The following is a 16850-nucleotide window of genomic DNA, read 5'->3' as shown; positions in this document are numbered from 1 at the left end:
ATCGTCCTCTCCGCCACGGGCCTCTCCCGGGACGGCACGATGACGCCTGGTCGGGTCGGCCGGTTGATCTCTCCGGATGTGGCGCTGGTCACAAATTCGCCCCTGGCGGTGCAGCCGCATCTCCCGCCCGGGTTCCATGCGCCGGTGACCGCGGTACGAGGCCCCGGAGGGAGGGAGCACAGGTCAGGTGGGTGACGCCGAGGAGTTCGACGCTTTCTACACGGCCTGTGCGGGACGGGTGGTGGGTCACGTCTACGTGCTGACCGGCAACCGCGGCGAGGCCGAGGACGCCGTCGCCGAGGCCTTCATGAGGGCCTGGCAGCGGTGGCGGACCGTGCGGGAGGCGGACAGCCCCGAGGCCTGGGTCCGCCGGGTCGCCTCCCGGATCGCGGTGAGCAGCTGGCGCAAGACGCTCAACCGGATCCGCGCGCACCACCGGGCCGCCGTCGACCAGAGCGTGCCCGGGCTCAGCGAGGACCACGTCGCCCTGCTCCAGGCGCTGCAGCGGCTGAACCCCAACCAGCGCCGCGCCGTCGTGCTGCATCACCTCAACGATCTCAGCGTCGCCGACGTCGCCGCGGAGATGCAGGTGCCCGTCGGCACCGTGAAGGCGTACCTCGCCCGCGGTCGGAAGGCGATGGCCGGGATGCTGACCGACACGCACCACGAGGGGGCCTCCCATGGCTGATCCGCGCGACGACCTCGCCGCGATCGCCGACGGCGTGCGGCGCGTCACCACGCTGCCCGGTCCGCAGACGCTGCGCCGGCGCAGCGAGCAGCGCCGGAGGCGCCGGACGGCCGTCACCGGCGTGGGACTGGCCGTCGCGGCCGTGGCCGCCGGGACCACCCTGCTGCAGGCCCGGGACCACGTCGTCCCACCGGACCCGGGTGTCGGCCCGGCGGGCCCGGTCACGCCCTCCGCCGTCCCGTCCGTGACCCCCTCGGTCGACCCGTCCGTGACCCCCTCGGCGGGGCCCCAGGAGATCCTCAGCGGCCGGCGGCAGGTCCTGATCCTGGTGCCCGGCATGGGTTCGTCCACGCTGGCGACCGGCCGTGACGACGACCGGGTGCGGGCCACCACCGAGCAGGGCATCGACGACCGGGCGCTGTGGGTGCTGCGCCCCGAGGGTGACCGGTTCCGGATCATGCTGGCCAGGCCGGGCGGCACCGACCGGGTCTGCATGACCGTCGTGCACGACGCCGCCCCGGGCAGCGTCCGCGGCCGGGCGTGCGAGCCGGCGACCTCGGCCCAGCTCTTCACGATCGAGAAGGTCGCCGACGGGACCTACTCGATCTTCCAGGGCAAGCGCTACGTCCAGGTGGTCGACGGCACCAACGCGCTGGTCCCCGACCTGCCGGAGGGCCTGACCACCACGTACGAGTTCGCGGACCGCGGTCCCGCCCCGGCGGAGCGGTAGCGCCCGGTAGGTACGCCGTCGCGCAACGCCTCAAGTAAAGCTCAAATCCAGTTCGGCCGATCCTTCGCAGCGACGAACCTGCATACCCTCGACGCAACCCGGCTCACTCTCGGTCCTCCCCGATCCCGTCACGGCGGTGACCACCGTCGTGCACGGGCCGACCCTGCGCGAGCCCGGCGTGACCGTCGCGGATGGACGGCCTGCCCGCAGCCGGGCCGGCCACCGCGTCAACCGCACGTCGCAAGCAGAAGGAGGGGAGAATGCGACGGACACGACGACGCATAGCGCTTTTCGCGCTGCCCACCCTGGTGGGAAGCGTCCTCATGGCGACCGGGCCCGCGGGCGCGGATCCCGCCGGGTCGGGAGCCTCGGCAGGCTCCGGACGATCCAGCCTCGAGGCTCCGGAGGCCGCGCGCCTCGTACGCATCAAGCTGACCGGCGCCGACATGCTGGACAAGGTGGCCGCCGCCGGCTTCGACCTCGAACACGGTCTCCAGCGCGTGCCGACCGGCATCGAGGGCGAGGCGGTGGCGACCGCCGAGCAGGTCGCCGAGCTCAAGGCGCTGGGCGTCGAGATCCTCGGCGACGGCGAGGGCTTCACCTGGAGCGAGGAGGCCGACGGCGGCCTCCAGACCCTCCGCACGACCGCTGTCCAGCCGCTCGCGCACGAGGAGACGGTGCGGATCGCCCGTGCCGACTGGTTCACGACGAAGGGCCAGGGCTTCCTCTACGTCGAGGCGCGAACCACCGAAGGGGCGCAGACGAACCCGGTGGTCGGGATGCAGCTCGAGAACGACTCGGGCGCGGGCACCGCGTTCGGCTCCGCCCGGACCATGAGCCGGTTCGTCGACTCCGGGCAGTACATGTTCCACCGGAACCTGTTCAAGCTCGACGCCCGCCCGAGCCAGATCCGGGTCACGAGCTCGACGGGGGGCGTCGCCACCGGCTACGTCTCCAACTGGCTCGAGGACGGGGCGCCGCCGCTGACGGCGAACCCCTCCTACAAGTGGGACTTCGTCGACGGCTACCGGCACCCGCAGCAGCTCTTCAGCCGCGCCGAGGAGATCGCCCGCCAGTACCCGGGCATCGCCGAGATCGTCTACCTGCCGAACAAGACGAACGGCTACCAGCGAAAGGCGCAGGCCACGATCGGCGGCACCGGGCAGAGCGCGGTCGTGGTCAGCTCGGCCGCCTGGGGCCACGAGGGCGGCAACGACATCACCGTCGAGTTCGTGGACCGGCCGGGGGCCAACCTCCCGCTCGCGGTCGAGGTCGCCGGCAAGGCGATCCGCGTGCTCCTCGCGAAGGACGCCTCCGGTGCGCCGGCGAGCACGGCCATGCAGGTGGCGGCGGCACTGGAGAGCCAGTCCCAGGGCCTGATCGACCGGGCGCACCCGTATCGCACCAACGCGGGCACCGGCATCGTCGCGGCGACCGCCGGCCCGGTCGCGCTGACCGACTTCCTCGACCAGAAGCGCGTCGGCGCCCCGGAGGGCGAGGTGCCCCGCGGCCCGGCCACGATCCCCGTCCTGCGGATCGGCAAGCACCGCGACGGCAGGAACCCGGGCGTGCTGATCCAGGCGCAGGACCACGCCCGCGAATGGGTGCCCGCGACGACCAGCCTGGAGTCGGCCGAGCGCCTGGTGCACAACTACGCGTCCGACCGGGAGACCAGGAAGATCGTCGACAACACCGACATCTTCTTCATCCTGTCCAACAACCCCGACGGGGCGAACTACAGCTTCTACAACTTCGCCTCGCAGCGCCGGAACATGACGAACCACTGCCCGGACGACAACGCCGATCCGGCCCGGCGCAACTCCTGGGGCGTGGACCTGAACCGGAACTACCGGGTCGGGTCGGCCCACGACGGCTACTCGGGCGGGTCGTTCAGCTGCGTCAGCGACACCTACCAGGGCCCGGAGAAGCTGTCCGAGCCGGAGTCGAAGAACATCATCTGGCTGGTCGAGAAGTACCGGAACATCAAGTTCATGATGTCGGTGCACTCCAACGGCGGCCAGCTGTTCTGGCAGCCGGGCGCCTACATCGCGGACGGGCGGATCACCACGCCGCGGCCGCCACTGGGTGACGAGGCGTTCTACTGGCAGTCGGCCGCCCGGATCCTGTCGCAGGTGAAGGCGCACCGGCAGACCGTCGTCACGCCGGAGAACGTCGGCGGCTCGTCGGACGTCCTCTACTCCTCCGCGGGCAACGTGCGCGAGGACCTCTACTACAACTACGGGATCTACGCCTTCGGCTGGGAGGTCGGCGGCTCGGTCTACAACCCGGCCACCGGCAACTGGCAGGGCGGTTCGTTCCAGCCGGCGTGGGTGGGAGACCCGGACCTCGTCAGCGGCCACTCCGAGACCATGGAGTACGCCAACGGCATCATGGAGATGTTCCGGATCGCGGCGGACTGGGGCAAGGACCACCAGAAGCCGACGTCCCAGCTCGTGCCCGGCGGCGGGAGGTACACCGGGCCCGTCGACGTGCGCTTCGAGACGAGCGAGCCCGCCACCATCTACTACACGACGGACGGCAGCCGGCCCACCCTCGAGTCGCCGCGCTACGCGGCGACCGAGTTCCGTGAGCCGGGGCAGGTGTTCCACGTGACCGAGACGACCACGTTCCGCTGGTTCTCGGTCGACAGCGCCGGCAACATCGAGCAGAACTACGACCCGTCGAAGAACGACAGGCGCAACAACTACCGCACGGCGACGATCACGATCGCCCAGCAGTAGCCCACGGCCCTCCCATGATCATTGCCTCGTCAGCGGGTTCCATGCTCGCTGACGAGGCAATGGCCGGGGCTCCGCGCTGATTCCGGCGACCGTCAGGCGGTCGAAGGACGGCGGTCGACCCAGTCGGTGATGAGCCGGCGCTCGGCGAAGAACCACCGGCCGCCCTGCCGGACGAACGTGTCCTGGTAGCGGATCGACATGACCATGAGGGTGCGCTGTCCCTCCTCGACCCAGAGGTGGTGCGCCAGGCAGTAGGTCTCGCCGGTGGCGCCGTCACCGTCGACGGTCACCGTGCACTGACCGTTGAAGTGGGTCGTCCTGTCGTAGTTCCGCAAGGAGCCGAACGCCTCGGCCAGCTCATCCCGGCCGTTGAGGACCTGCACCGGCTCGGTCGTGTCGGGCTCGCCGTCGTACACGGCGACGCGGGCGTCGTCGGTGAAGAGTGCCGCCTGCCCCTGGGCGTCGCGCCGGTCGGCCAGGTGGGCGTAGGCGTCGACCAGGTCGCGGATGGCCAGCCGGTCGGCGACCTGTTCGGGCATGGGCGTGGGACTGCTCATGGTGGTTCCTCTTGCTCGCCGGGGCGAAGCCCGTGGTGCGTTGTCAGGGACGATACTGTCCCCGGCCGGTCCGGGCCGGCCAACACCGATTACCTGGCGCAGCCGCAGCCGCGGCCTGTGGGGCGGACCGTCAGCCGGTGGTGGTGAGGTCCGTCGTGGCGGCCAGGTCGGTCACCAGGTCCACCATCCGGCGCAGCCCGGGCGATGTGTTGTCGGGTCGCCAGACCATCTCGGTTGGCAACGCCTCCCCGGCGAGCGGCACGAACACCACGCCGGTACGGCGCAGGTTGTGCGCCGACCAGCCCAGTCGGGTGATCCCCACGCCGGCGGCGACGAGGCCGAGCAGCCCCTGAACGCTGGCGTCCCGGGCGACGATGTCGGGAGTGAACCCGGCGGCGCGGAAGCTCTCGTCGAACGCTCGGTGCCACGGCTCCCAGGAACTGCGCGGGGTCATCACCCACCGTTCGTTCGCCAGTTCGGACAGGGTCAGCTCGGTGCGATCGGCAAGCGGATGCCCATGGGGCAGGACGACGCACACCTGTTCGGTGGCGATCGTGCGCGCGGCAAGGCCAGGGACCCGCGGCGGGCGGGTGAACGCGAGGTCGTACCGGCCGTCGAACAAGCCCTCGACGAGCGGCCCGATGGTGCTCTCCTCGGTGGTGAGTCTCAGGTCGGGGAGACGCTCCCGGGCGGCCCGGACCACCGGTGGGAGCAGGTGGTTGGCGGTGGTGGCCAGGAAGGCCAGGCGGAGCTGGCCGGTCTCGCCGCGTACGGCCCGTCCCACCACGGCGACGGCCTCGTCGGCGCGGTCCAGCACCGCGCGGGCCTCGGGCAGGAACAACGCCCCGATATCCGTCAGTCTGGTGCCCCGGCTGTCCCGCTCGAACAGTTTCGCGCCGAGAATCCGTTCCATTGCGTTGATCTGCTGGGACAGCGACTGCTGCGTGATCATCAGCCGAGCGGCCGCCCGGGTGAAGCTCGACTCCTCGGCGACGGCGACGAAGTACCTGAGCTGCCGAAGATCAGGGGCCACAGGCCGAGACTACCGCCGTACCAGGTAACCGGTGTTGGCCGTGGCCAACCGACCGCCGGCAGCATCGTTCGTGTTCAGGACGAACACGTAACGGGAGCGGAATGATGCAGAACAACACGCAGGGCCGGGTCTGGTTGATCACCGGATGTTCCTCCGGCTTCGGTCGCGAACTGGCACTGGCGGCGGTGGCCGCCGGCGACCGGGTGATGGCCACCGCGCGCCGGCCGGAAACCCTGACCGAACTGGCCGACCAGGGCAGGGGCCGGATCAGTACGGTGGCGCTCGACGTCACCGAGCCCGCCTCCATCGACGCCGCGGTGCAGGCCACGCTGGCGTTGTACGGCCGGATCGACGTCCTCGTCAACAACGCCGGTTCGCTGGTCCTCGGCGCGGTCGAGGAGATCACCATGGCGGAACTGCGCCAGCAGATGGAGGTGGTCTTCTTCGGCGCGGCCGAGGTGACCAAGGCCGTCGTACCGCTGATGCGGGAACAGGGCAGCGGGACGATCGTGCAGATGAGTTCGCTGGGCGGGCAGAAGACGTACCCGGGCTTCGGGGCGTACCACGCCGCCAAGTGGGCCCTTGAAGGGATGTCCGAGACGCTGGCGACCGAACTGGCGCCGCTGGGCGTACGGGTGATGATCGTGGAACCCGGCGCGTTCCGGACCGACTTCAACACCAACAAGTACGTCACGCAGGAGCTGGCGGCGTACCAGGACACGGCCGGCGCGACCCGCCGGTTCACCGCCGAACTGGCCGACGCGGAGCCGAACGACCCGGTGAAGGGTGCGGCGGCCATCCTGAAGGTGCTGGACAGCGACCGCCCGCCGCTCCGGCTCCTGCTCGGGGGCGACGCGGTGGACGGTCTGCGCGAGCACCACGAGGCACTGCTCGCCGAGGTTGCCGCCTGGGAGGAGACCAGCCGATCGACAGCGGTCGCCTGAACCACACCCGCACGGGCAGACCGCCCTCGAAGGAGGACTACCCCGTCAGCGCAGAGGTTCAGTCCTCGTCGTCGTCCGCCTCGTCGAGGTAGTCGGCGTCGATCTGATGCGCGGCCAGGACCTCGGCTGCCTCGTCGGGCCGGCCCTGAGCACGCAGGGCTCGCGCGAGGAGGGCACCGGCGGACCACCCGTACTCGTCGGGATCCTCCGCCAGCACCTCGCGGGCCTCCGACTCCGCGGCGACCGGGTCACCGGCGCGGAGCCGCAGGGTCGCCCGGTGAAGTCGCGCGGCGCGACGCTCGTCGGCCAACTCGTCGGGGCTGAACAGGGCCACGGCCATGTCGAGTCGGGCGAGTGCCTCGTCGACGCGGTCGGCCGCGGCCAGCAGCCGGGCAGCGGCGGCCTGGACGTTGCCCGCCTGCTCCGCCGGTGGTTGCTTCGCGACGCTGCTCAAGGTGTCGATCCGCTTCAACACGGTCCACGCCTGCTCGCTGGGCGGTCGACGGGCGAGCAGCACGAGCGCCCTGCTCGACACCCGCAGTTCCGCCTCGGCGGTGCCGTTGGCGCGGTGGCGATCGGCGGCGGCGAGCAGGTGGGTGACCGCCTGCTCGCCGGGCGTCGAGCCGGCGGCGTCCTCCAGGATCACCTCCAGCGGCGGCACTCCTTCGGGCAGGTGCTCCATCTCGCTGAGCTGCGCAAGGAGCGCCTGGGCGGAGTCCTTGTGGTGATACGCCCGTCGATACAGCTCCCACAGCAGGTAGCGGCAGCGAATGGCGTCGTCGCGCAGACCGGCACGGTCGAGGCTGCGGACCGCCTCCTCGGCGGCTTCGACCGCGTCCTCCCACCGGCCGGCGTTCCGCAGCGCGTGCGCGACGTCGAGCCGGGCCCGCGCCGCACCGGCGGTGTCGCCGGCGCCGGTCAGCGCGGCCACCCGCTCCACGAGGGCCGCAAGCTTCGGGTCGGTGGCCCGCGTGGTGTCGGCCGAGCGCCCGGCGAGAACGGTGAGCGGCAGCCGCTCCGTCACCGGCTCGGCGGCCATCCGCGCCTCGATCCGGTTGCTCTGGTGCCGGTTGCCGTTACGGGCGTCGAATCGGGCGGCGATGGTGCGGGCCTGCTGGGCCACCTCGTCGTGGACCTCGGCCACCGTCGCCTCCCAGCGGCGGGTGCCGTCGTCGGAGCGGCGGGACACCACGAGGTCACCGCGCCCCGACGCACGGAGCCGGCCGAGCACCAGTGCGGCGGAGGCGGCGAACTCCATCGCCGCGTAGGGCGATGAGGGCCGCTCCAGCCAGTTCAGGTGCCGTTCGACAAGCTCCAGCCCGCGCGGCTCGTTGCCGGTCAGCCCGCAGAACAGCACGTGCTGGGCGAGGTTGTCGAGGTGGTGCCGGTCGTCCCGGATCCGCCGATAGCCGTCCCGGTGCGCCTCGACGGCCTCGTCGAAGCGGCCGGTGCGCAGGTACGGCGTGAGAAGCTCGCTGAGCATCCACTGGGGCTGCTCGCTGCAGCCGCCGCGCTTGAACGGCTCCCCCACGGTGATGGCCTCCTCGAACCGGCCGAGGGAGGTGAGGTGCCGGACCTGGCCCGACGGGACGCACGCCGAGCAGTCCGACATGGTGTCGCGCTTGGCGGTGAGCATCCGGTCGTACGACTCCTGTGCCGCGGACATGTCCCCGACGTGGTGCGCGACCAGCCAACGGTGCTGGTGGACGGCGTGCAGGCTGTGCCCGGCCAGCTGGTAGCGGCGCTGCATGTCGTCGAGCACCGCCATGGTGCGGTCCAGGGGGATGTCGGGGAACTGGGGCAGCGCCCAGACGATCCACTTGAAGTCCCACAGCAGGCTGTGGGCGTACTGGCGGCCGACCACCTCCGGCTGCTTGTCGAAGACCGACAGGCACCAGGAGAAGGCGAGGAACGCCCGGGTGGGATCGCCGCCGTGGTGGAAGTCGCTGATCGCGTTCATCCGGGCGGAGAAGGCGAACGGGATGTCACCGGCGGCGTCGGCGTGCCGGAAGAGCGCGTCCAGCGCCGCGAAGCGGGCCGGGCCGCGCGGAAGCGCGTACGCCCGGGCGAGGCGCTCGTGCAGCTCGCTCGAAGAGGTGGTCACCGCGGCTGTCCCATCGCTCGGGCGAGCAGGCCGAGGAACGACTGGTTCAAGGCGGCGGTGTCCGCCGGTCGCAGCGGCTGGTGACCCAGCAGCAACGCCTGCACGTAGAGGCCCTCGACCGCCAACGTGGTGAGTTCCTCGTCGGACGCGGCGATCGCCTGCCGGACCAGCGGATTGCGGTGGTTGAAGACCAGCTGCGGCCGGTCGGTGCGGTCCTGGGTGAAGGTGCCCAGGATCGACGACCACAGCTCGTCGGCCTGGTCCTGCCCCTGACGCAGGTCGACCGCCAGCGCGGTGTCACCGTCGAGCAGGTGCAGCGCCGGCAGGCTGGCCGGCTCGAAGGCGCGGACGAGCACCTCGACGCCGAGTGGGTCGAGGGTGCGTTGCGCCAGGGTCTGGAACGGGCGCACCGCGAGATCGACGTCGGGGTCCAGCGGTTCCAGCCGGGTCGCGAGGTCACTCGCGGTGAGCACCTCGGTGACGATCGCCGGGTCGAGGTCGGGCAGCCGGCCCAGCAACTCTGCGTCGTACACGTAGCCGGCGTTGACCACGGCGATGCCCTGCGCGGCGGCGACGGCGGCGAGCTGGCGAAACTCGTCGACCGACGGCGTGTACCGCACCACCGTGTGCCGTTCGCGGAACTCGGCGAGGGTGAGCGGGCCCATGTTCGTCTCGAACGGCCACCACTGGTCGACCAGCCGCAGCATCTCGTCGTCGTGCACGGCGAGCGCCTTGACGCCGAGATGGTGCACCCGCAGGAAAGCCTGCAGCCGTCGGGGATCACTGCGTCCCAGCCGGGTGAGCCAGCCGCGCAGGCCGTCGCCCAGCGACTCGCGGACCTGGTCGAGCAGGGCGTCCTCGTAGAGTGCCTCCCGGCTCGCGGTCGGCCGCAGCTCGCCGGTGTCGACCACGCAGCGGACGAAGAACGCCCAGTCCGGCAGCAACCGTTCGATGTCCTCGGACAGCAGCATCTGCTTGAGGTAGACCCGGTGGGCTGCCCGCGCCGCCGGGTTGGCCGGCAGGGGCAGCACGAACGCCACCCCGCGCAGTCCCGCCGCGGGCACCGCCAGGTCGATCACGTCGAAGGGCGCAAACCCGAACACCTCCCGGGCGTACGCGTCCAGGCGCGCCCGGCGGGCCGCCGGCGTCTCCGCGGCGTCGGTCTCCCACGGCGCCAGCCCCGCCGTGATCAGCTTGTCGTCGACGTGCACGGGGATGGGCAGCATGGAGCCGTACAGCGACGCGATCTCGATGACGGCGTCCCGGCGTAGCCAGTGCTCCTCGCCCCGCCGCGGCACGAGCGTGATCGTGGTGCCCTGCTCGGCACGGTCCCGCTCGACGGGAGCGAGGCGCAGCTCGTAACGCCCGTCGGCGTACCCGGTCCACTCGACCGTCGGCGAGCCGGCCGCGCGAGTGCTGACCCGGATCTCGTCGGCGACCAGGAAGCAGGAGAGCAGGCCGATGCCGAACTGCCCGAGGAACTCGTGCCGGGCGAATCCCAGCTCGTCCCGCTTGGAGCTGCGGCCGATGGTGGCCAGCAGCTCGTGCACCTGCGCCTCGGTGAGGCCGACACCCGTGTCCTCGACGCGCAGGGTCCCGTTCCCCGTCGTCTCCGGCGGGTGGATCCGGATCACGCCCGGAGCAGCCGGGTCGGCCGCTCGTCGTGCGGTGATGGCGTCGACAGCGTTCTGCATCAGCTCCCGGACGTAGACGCGAGGGCTGGCGTAGAGGTGATGACTGAGCAGGTCGACGATGCCGCGCAGGTCGACGTGGAACGTGTAACTCACAACCGCACTCCCCCATGATCCGTGCGGAGCACCTTAGCGGCTGCGGCTACCTCGGGATACCCCGTGCGTGGCCCTCGGCGGCAGGCCCCTCGGCCCCTGGTTCGCGGCTCCGGATCTGTGGCAGTTCTCGAGCCGGCCGTGACTGTCGGCGTCCCGTCAGGAGAGACTGGAATCCGATTGCTGAACGGGGGCGCAATGACTGATTCCGGCATTCCTCACACCCGCAGCACCTCCACCCTCGGCGCGGCCACGGCCGCTGCCCTCCGCCGCTCTGTCGGGACGCGGGCCCGCCGGTGTCTCCTGGCGGTCACCCTGCTGCTCGGACTGCTGGCCGCCGCCGGGCTCGCCCTGGCGGGACCGACTGGTGATCGCACCTTCGCGAAGCTTTCCGATCTCGTGCAGAGCCTGATGTCCGTCATCGTGCCGGCCTTCGGCATCCTGCTCGCCCGCGACCTGAAGCGGGCGGCCGGGATCACTCGCCTCGCGCCCACCCTGCTGGCCGCGACGCTGTTCGCCGCCGCCATCGGTCTGTTCGGCCTCGTGGTGTGCGTCGCGGCCCTCGCGATGACCACGTCGACCGCACCGGAGCCGTGGCGGCACGTCGGCATCATCGCGGCGGGCAGCATCCTCGTCCAGGTGGTCGCCCAGCTCGTGGGCACCGGGCTCGGCCTGCTGATCCGGCGGCCCGCCCTCGCGTTCGCCGCCAGCATCGTCCTACCGCTCGGCCTGTGGATCCTGCTGGGTGCCGTCGACGTCCTCCGGCCGGCCCAGGCGCTGACCCCGTATGCCACCGTCCGGCACCTGCTGTCGGGCGAGATGAGTGCGCTGAACTGGGTCCAGTGGCTCGCCGTCCTACTCATCTGGGGTGTGGGGCTGAACGCCCTCGGCGCGGTCCGACTCCGGCGGGGGAATCACGACCGCCAGCCCGCCCCAGCCCCCGACGAGCAGAGCCCGTCACTGAGCCAGTAGCCGGACGGCTCAGGCCAACCGCGCATACCACTGGGCGCCGGTCACGCGGATCCGCGTGGACTGCTTGCGGTTCCACTCCACCCGCATGCCGTGCTCGCGGAGCACCGGGAAGACGACCTCGTCCAGCAGCCGTTCCAGGTCCACCTGATAGCGGGCCTGCTGCTCGGCCTCGGGCAGGGCGGCATAGGCGACCTCGTCGAAGTCGGCCGGCGGATAGGCACCGTAGCCGAGGTAGACCTCGCCGTCCTCGCTCGCGAGCAGCGACTCCGTGTCCTGCTGGTGGTACCAGAGGTAGCCCTGCCAGTGTCGGGAGCCGTCCCGCTCGTCGTGGATCTCCGCGGCCGCGCAGGTGCCACAGCAGCTGAAGTTCTCCCGGGCCAACACCCCGAGCTCGTTGAGATCGGCAAAGGCGCGGGTGAGGTTGCTCCGCACCGCACCCCACTGCCGCTGCTGTTCCCGGCGAGCAACCAGCGCCTTCTCGTACGCCGCCCGCAGTTCCTCGTCGGAGGCGTCGTGACGCTGCTCGTCGTCGTCGAAGAACTCCACGAACTCGTCGGGGTCGTCCTCGCCTCGCAGGATCCAGTCCCAGAGCTCACGCTCGATCTCCGCGCGGCCGGGCTCCGCGATCCGCTCCGTCAGGAATCTGACGCCCTCAGGGCGCTCGTTGAAGCTCCATGCCGTCACACGATGATCCTGGCAGGAGGCTGTGACAGCCCCCGCTCCGTCGCGGGCTCCGAGGCGATCGACAACATTGATGGTGACGCCGTCGGGTCAGGGAGTTGCCTCGATCGGTGGCGTTCGCGTTGCCCAACCGTGACCGGGATGGGCAAGGCTTGGCAGATGCTTCCGGGGATGGCCGGCGTCGGCCTGCCGCCGCTGTGGCGTACGGTGACGCACCCGGCTGTCTGGTCGTTGCCGGCGATGGCGCTGCTGGTGCTCGTGGCCATGCCGTTCAACGACGGGTTCTACAATTTCTGGGTCAACTACGACGCGCAGGGCGATGCCCAGCAGTACGAGCAGCTCTACGCCACGCGGGTCTTCCGGTACACGTCGGGATTCCTCTGCGGACAGCTTCTGGCGCTGCTGGCGGGCGCCGCCCTCGCCCGCCGGTACGGGCAGATGAAGGCGCTCGCGGCGGCAGTCCCGCTCGCGATACTCCTGGCAGGTGTGAGCTTCGCCGTCGCGTACCCCCTCGCCCGAGCCCGCGAGGGCTCCTTCTTCGCGACCCCGCCGCTCGGCGACCCGGTCCTGGTCCGGGTCCTCCTGTGTGAGCTGGCCGCCTACCCGCTCTACGCCGCTGCTGGCGTCGGCCTCGGCGGGCGCCTGCGGCGACGCGCGATGCGCTGGCCGCTCGTTCTCCTGCTCCTGCCGGGTTGGGCCGTCGCCACCATGACCGGGCTGCTGCAGGACGACCGGTTCACCGCGCCATCCGGCCTGCTGTGGGCCGTCCCACCGATCGCGGCCGGCACGGCAATCGCACTGGCTGGGCTTTCGATGGATGTCTGGGCCGCGCCGCCCGTGCTCGTGGGCGACTGGGGACGTAGCGCCGGTGCCGCTCTGCTGGTGAGCGCCGCGGCGTACGCCCTGGGGTGGAACCTGCTGGCCAACCGGGCGGGACGCCGGCCGCCGCCCGATGCCCGGCGGCCGCATGGCAGCACTTGACAGCCCAACGGCGCAGGCCTCACAGACGGCCCAACCGTTCTGGGGCGACCCTCCGGGCTTCCCAGCGCCTTGAACCTCTTCGCCAGCGACGCAGCAGAACCGCGGACATCCGGCGGCAGAGTCGCCAACCACTCGTCCCACGTAGGCCAGGAACACACCCAGTGATCATGCCTTGGTGTCCCGTGTCGCCGGCCAGCGGCGAGGTGCGGTCAGCCGGGATAGCCGGCTCGCCAGGGGTAGGTGAATGCGGCGACTCCGCCGAAGCGTTCGGCATGGAGCCAGAGCTGTCCTTCGCCGGTTGATGTGGTTCGTTGCAGTGTGTGCATGCCGTCGTCCTCAGCCCAGCACCAGTCGTTCTCGAGGTGGTGGGGGTCCCACTCACGTACGTGCCAGACCACCGTGAAGCCGACGTTCCGCCATCCGGGAGGTTCGTTGTGCCTGGCGGTCAGGTTCGACACGGCCACCCAGGCGCGCCAGCCCGGTTCGGCTGCGGGGTGGTCAGCGACGAGGGTGGTCCCTCGCCGGATGGCGGAGCGGAACTCTGCACGATCCATGGCGAGCTCCCGCTGTGGGATCAGGGTTGGCTGGTCGAGGTTATGTCCGTCACATGAGTGTGGCGATGAGGACGAGGCAGGCCGCGGCAGATGCCGGCTGCGCTGGTCGACCGCATTATGGATCTTCGTGCCAAGCCCACCCCGTGACCGCCCCCGGTTAGTGACTCAGGGAGATCTTGTCGAGGGTTCCGCTGATGCGGTAGAGCGCGGACCAGACAGCGGGTCTTCGTCGACGATGCTGTCGAACGACCTGGTGCCGATGACCGTGTCCAGCCGGTGCGAGAGCACCACGGCCTGGTCTCGACTGAGCGTGACCGTCACTTGATCGTCCGACATGCCGATCAGGACGACCTCACCACCTGGTACATGACGTGATCCTGCCACCGGCCGGCGATGTGGAGATACTCCGGCGCCATGCCGTACCGCACGAATCCGTTGCGTTCCAGCACCCGCTGGGATCTGACGTTGTGCAACAGGGTCTCCGCCTGCACCCGGTGCAGCCCCAACTCCTCGAAGGCCACCCGCACCATCTCGCGTACCGCCTTCGTCGCGAACCCTCGGCCATTGTGGCCGGCGCCCACCCAGTAGCCCATGGCGCAGGACTGGAACGGGCCGCGAACGATGCCGTTGAGCGTGATGCGGCCGATCACGCGACCGGAGTCGTCGAGGATGACGTGGGGCAGCTTCGATGCCTGCTCGTGCTGCCGGAGATCGGCCTCGAGGACGGCGTGCTGGCCGTCCGTCGTGAAGTAGTCCTCGCTCCGGACCGGCTCCCACGGTGCGAGAAACTCACGGTTGACGCGGAGCAACTCGGCCAGGGCCGGTGCGTCCTCCGGGGTGACGAGTCGCGTGATCTTCACCCGTCCATCGTTCCAGGCGGCCATGTCCCCCTCCTCGCCAGGCTGGACCGAGGCGGCGGCGCCGCCCCGACCGGCGCTGACGCACCCCCGCGCGGGCGTTTCAGCCGGCTGTCGCCCGTCCGGGGTAACCCCTGGCCGCTCGGTTCCAGGCCCACGACAGCACGTCCGCAGTCGCCACCACTGATGCGCATGACAGAATGCTCCAAACTGGGCAAAGCTGGCAGGACGGGCGAACCGATGACGACGGGCAGGACGGCAGAACTGCTGCGAAGACCCGGGGATCCACAGCGGGCCACGTTCCTGGAACTCTTCTTCGACCTGGTGTTCGTCCTCGCGCTCGCTCAGCTCTCGCGCGGCCTGGCCGATGATCTTGGATGGAGCGGCGCCTTCCGGTCGCTGGTGCTGTTGGGTGCCATCTGGTGGGTCTGGTCCAGCACCGCATGGCTGACCGACCGGACGGACCCGCAACGACCGGTGATCCAGGGGCTGGTCATCGCGACCATGGTCGGCAGCCTCGTGATGGCGGCCGCGGTGCCCGAGGCATTCGGCGACACGGGCCTGATCTTCGCGGGCGCCTACGTCGCGGTCCAGCTCAGCCGCGGGCTCGTCCTCATGGCCGCTCTGCGCGGCCACGAACTGCAGCGCAACGCCGTGCGCGGGCTGTTCTGGTACGGCCTGTCGGCGCTGCCGTGGATCGCGGGGGCGCTCGTGCACGGTACGGCGCGGGGCGCGTTGTGGGCACTCGCGGTGATCCTTGACCACACGGCAGGCAGAATCGGCTTCCCCACCCCGGGGGCGGGCCGTACGCCCGGCCAAGACCTTGTGATCTCGGGCGAGCATCTCTCCGAGCGCTACCGGCAGTTCTTCATCATCGCGCTCGGCGAACTGATCCTGGTTACCGGACTGGCGCTGGCCAACAGCGACTTCGCACCGGACGCGGCCGCCGCGTTCGGAGTGTCGGTCGCGACCACCGTGCTGCTGTGGCGGATCTACATCTACCGCGCCGGGGAAGTCCTGGCGGGAGCGATTGCCGCGTCCGCCGACCCGGTCCGCCTCGCCCGATCGGCGTCATACGCCCACCTGGTGATGGTGGCCGGCGTGGTCGTTGCCGCCGTCGGCGACGAGCTGGTCATCGCCCATCCACTTGGACACACCCCACCGGCCTGGATCGCCGTCATCCTCGGCGGACCCGCGCTGTACCTGGCCGGGCGCGCCCGCTTCGAGCACGCCGTATTCGGCCGCGTGTCCCGATCCCGGCCGATAGGCGTCCTGGCGCTCGCCGCCCTGACACCGGCGATGCTCCTCCTGCCGCCAGTCCTGGTCGCCGCCGCTGCCGCCCTCGTCCTGACCGGGATCGCCATATCCGACGCAGCCCGCGCCCGCGGACGCCAGCCCGAGCCGCCCTCACCACCCGGCTAGGCCCCTGACCTGCATCGCCATGGGCATCTCGCGGCGGCGACCTTCCACCGGGATCCGTGACGTCCACCGCCGCTCGTAACCGTCGTCACCCGCCTAGTCGCCCACCACGCCCTCGGGCCGATTGACCTCAACCGAACTTGAGGTCTTACGCTCGGGTCACTAATGATCACTCGACTAGGGACGGCACCATGACGATCGATGAGATAACGGACGCCGAACTGGCAGGCCAGCCGGCGGCCTACTGGACCGGCTTGGCCTACGAGACCCTCATCGCCTTCACCCGCGCCCAGCAGGCCGAACTCGGCTTCACCCAGCCCCAGTTCTGGTTGCTGCGCAATCTGTCGAAGAACGACATCTCCCCTGACGGGCACGGCATGACCGTCCCTGAACTGCAGGAAGCCATGGCCACCTACATCAGGCCCGAGGACGACCTGCACGCCGAGGCGCAGGTATTGCTGGATCGTGGTTGGCTCAGCCGTGAGAGCGAAGGCCGACTGTGGATCACCGACGCAGGCGAGCAGGCGCGCGTCGACTTGAAGACCCACGCCCCGGCCATCCGGGCGCGCATCCATGAGGGCATCGACGACGCCGACTACGTCACCGCGCTGAAGGTACTACGGCGGATGATCGAGAACACCGGGAGGAGCCTGCCCTAGCACCATCGCCATCCCGGGCTCCTATGGGATCAAGCTCCGCCGGCCGACTCGCCGGCGGAGCTTGGTGTACGCAAGCAAAAAGGCCACCCCCGAATCAGGGAAGTGGCCTTTGACCTGCGTGGGCGATACTGGGATCGAACCAGTGA

Annotated in this window: 15 protein-coding genes; 8 read left to right on the top strand and 7 right to left on the bottom strand. The window is 70.6% G+C overall.

Annotated features, from left to right (window positions below):
• The first annotated feature begins 187 nt into the window (after nucleotides 1-187).
• The 3 genes from GA0070214_RS29750 (at nucleotide 188) to GA0070214_RS29740 (ending at nucleotide 4159) form a co-directional block, all read left to right on the top strand.
• Nucleotides 188-688 carry a SigE family RNA polymerase sigma factor gene (locus GA0070214_RS29750; protein WP_091269844.1) on the top strand — a complete coding sequence of 167 codons (501 nt, stop codon included), beginning with the start codon at nucleotides 188-190 and terminating at the stop codon, nucleotides 686-688.
• Nucleotides 681-1418, top strand: coding sequence for a hypothetical protein (locus GA0070214_RS29745; RefSeq protein WP_091269843.1), 738 nt, complete (start codon nucleotides 681-683; stop codon nucleotides 1416-1418). Before GA0070214_RS29750 ends, GA0070214_RS29745 begins: the two co-directional genes overlap by 8 nt.
• A 260-nt stretch (nucleotides 1419-1678) precedes the next feature.
• On the top strand, nucleotides 1679-4159 hold the full coding sequence (locus tag GA0070214_RS29740) for a M14 family metallopeptidase (RefSeq protein ID WP_139141943.1): 2481 nt from the start codon (nucleotides 1679-1681) through the stop codon (nucleotides 4157-4159).
• A 92-nt stretch (nucleotides 4160-4251) separates the two neighbouring features.
• On the opposite strand, the gene GA0070214_RS29735 is transcribed toward GA0070214_RS29740, so the two are convergent.
• Nucleotides 4252-4716: a nuclear transport factor 2 family protein gene (locus GA0070214_RS29735; RefSeq protein ID WP_091269841.1), complete on the bottom strand. Its 465-nt coding sequence runs from the start codon at nucleotides 4714-4716 to the stop codon at nucleotides 4252-4254.
• A 130-nt stretch (nucleotides 4717-4846) separates the two neighbouring features.
• On the bottom strand, nucleotides 4847-5749 hold the full coding sequence (locus GA0070214_RS29730) for a LysR family transcriptional regulator (RefSeq protein WP_091269840.1): 903 nt from the start codon (nucleotides 5747-5749) through the stop codon (nucleotides 4847-4849).
• Between the two features lie 104 nt (nucleotides 5750-5853).
• Between GA0070214_RS29730 and GA0070214_RS29725 the strand changes: the two genes are divergently transcribed.
• Entirely contained in the window at nucleotides 5854-6693 is an 840-nt protein-coding gene (locus tag GA0070214_RS29725) for an oxidoreductase (RefSeq protein ID WP_091269869.1), read from the top strand.
• 58 nt (nucleotides 6694-6751) lie between these two features.
• Here the strand turns inward: GA0070214_RS29725 and GA0070214_RS29720 are convergent, their stop codons facing one another.
• Together GA0070214_RS29720 and GA0070214_RS29715 are read right to left on the bottom strand one after the other, a co-directional pair.
• Nucleotides 6752-8797 carry a tetratricopeptide repeat protein gene (locus GA0070214_RS29720; RefSeq protein ID WP_091269839.1) on the bottom strand — a complete coding sequence of 682 codons (2046 nt, stop codon included), beginning with the start codon at nucleotides 8795-8797 and terminating at the stop codon, nucleotides 6752-6754.
• A complete protein-coding gene (locus GA0070214_RS29715; protein WP_091269838.1) occupies nucleotides 8794-10584 on the bottom strand; it encodes an HSP90 family protein in 1791 nt (596 codons plus the stop codon). The genes GA0070214_RS29720 and GA0070214_RS29715 overlap by 4 nt, the downstream gene beginning before the upstream one ends.
• A gap of 195 nt (nucleotides 10585-10779) precedes the next feature.
• On the opposite strand from GA0070214_RS29715, the gene GA0070214_RS29710 reads away from it, so the two are divergent.
• On the top strand, nucleotides 10780-11553 hold the full coding sequence (locus tag GA0070214_RS29710; RefSeq protein WP_091269837.1) for a hypothetical protein: 774 nt from the start codon (nucleotides 10780-10782) through the stop codon (nucleotides 11551-11553).
• Nucleotides 11554-11562: 9 nt separating this feature from the next.
• Here GA0070214_RS29710 and GA0070214_RS29705 read toward each other — a convergent pair whose 3' ends face one another.
• Entirely contained in the window at nucleotides 11563-12237 is a 675-nt protein-coding gene (locus GA0070214_RS29705; RefSeq protein ID WP_091269836.1) for a DUF6891 domain-containing protein, read from the bottom strand.
• A gap of 138 nt (nucleotides 12238-12375) precedes the next feature.
• On the opposite strand from GA0070214_RS29705, the gene GA0070214_RS29700 reads away from it, so the two are divergent.
• Nucleotides 12376-13215: a hypothetical protein gene (locus tag GA0070214_RS29700; RefSeq protein WP_139141942.1), complete on the top strand. Its 840-nt coding sequence runs from the start codon at nucleotides 12376-12378 to the stop codon at nucleotides 13213-13215.
• A 209-nt stretch (nucleotides 13216-13424) separates the two neighbouring features.
• Here the strand turns inward: GA0070214_RS29700 and GA0070214_RS31630 are convergent, their stop codons facing one another.
• On the bottom strand, nucleotides 13425-13769 hold the full coding sequence (locus tag GA0070214_RS31630; protein WP_139141941.1) for a hypothetical protein: 345 nt from the start codon (nucleotides 13767-13769) through the stop codon (nucleotides 13425-13427).
• A 341-nt stretch (nucleotides 13770-14110) separates the two neighbouring features.
• Nucleotides 14111-14629: a GNAT family N-acetyltransferase gene (locus tag GA0070214_RS29695; RefSeq protein ID WP_091269868.1), complete on the bottom strand. Its 519-nt coding sequence runs from the start codon at nucleotides 14627-14629 to the stop codon at nucleotides 14111-14113.
• Between the two features lie 237 nt (nucleotides 14630-14866).
• Between GA0070214_RS29695 and GA0070214_RS29690 the strand changes: the two genes are divergently transcribed.
• On the top strand, nucleotides 14867-16048 hold the full coding sequence (locus GA0070214_RS29690; protein ID WP_091269834.1) for a low temperature requirement protein A: 1182 nt from the start codon (nucleotides 14867-14869) through the stop codon (nucleotides 16046-16048).
• A gap of 188 nt (nucleotides 16049-16236) precedes the next feature.
• On the top strand, nucleotides 16237-16704 hold the full coding sequence (locus GA0070214_RS29685; protein WP_091269833.1) for a MarR family winged helix-turn-helix transcriptional regulator: 468 nt from the start codon (nucleotides 16237-16239) through the stop codon (nucleotides 16702-16704).
• The last annotated feature ends 146 nt before the right edge of the window (nucleotides 16705-16850 follow it).

This window comes from Micromonospora chaiyaphumensis (genome assembly GCF_900091435.1).
GTDB classification, from domain to species: domain Bacteria; phylum Actinomycetota; class Actinomycetes; order Mycobacteriales; family Micromonosporaceae; genus Micromonospora; species Micromonospora chaiyaphumensis.
This window is presented reverse-complemented; position numbering and strand designations above follow the sequence as displayed.

What these genes read in the sequence shown, in the direction of transcription:
- GA0070214_RS29745 (WP_091269843.1), top strand. Translation starts at nt 681, where the DNA reads ATGGCTGATCCGCGCGACGACCTCGCCGCGATCGCCGACGGCGTGCGG.
- GA0070214_RS29740 (WP_139141943.1), top strand. Translation starts at nt 1,679, where the DNA reads ATGCGACGGACACGACGACGCATAGCGCTTTTCGCGCTGCCCACCCTG.
- GA0070214_RS29735 (WP_091269841.1), bottom strand. Translation starts at nt 4,716, where the DNA reads ATGAGCAGTCCCACGCCCATGCCCGAACAGGTCGCCGACCGGCTGGCC.
- GA0070214_RS29725 (WP_091269869.1), top strand. Translation starts at nt 5,854, where the DNA reads ATGCAGAACAACACGCAGGGCCGGGTCTGGTTGATCACCGGATGTTCC.
- GA0070214_RS29710 (WP_091269837.1), top strand. Translation starts at nt 10,780, where the DNA reads ATGACTGATTCCGGCATTCCTCACACCCGCAGCACCTCCACCCTCGGC.
- GA0070214_RS29700 (WP_139141942.1), top strand. Translation starts at nt 12,376, where the DNA reads ATGGGCAAGGCTTGGCAGATGCTTCCGGGGATGGCCGGCGTCGGCCTG.
- GA0070214_RS31630 (WP_139141941.1), bottom strand. Translation starts at nt 13,769, where the DNA reads ATGGATCGTGCAGAGTTCCGCTCCGCCATCCGGCGAGGGACCACCCTC.
- GA0070214_RS29690 (WP_091269834.1), top strand. Translation starts at nt 14,867, where the DNA reads ATGACGACGGGCAGGACGGCAGAACTGCTGCGAAGACCCGGGGATCCA.
- GA0070214_RS29685 (WP_091269833.1), top strand. Translation starts at nt 16,237, where the DNA reads ATGACGATCGATGAGATAACGGACGCCGAACTGGCAGGCCAGCCGGCG.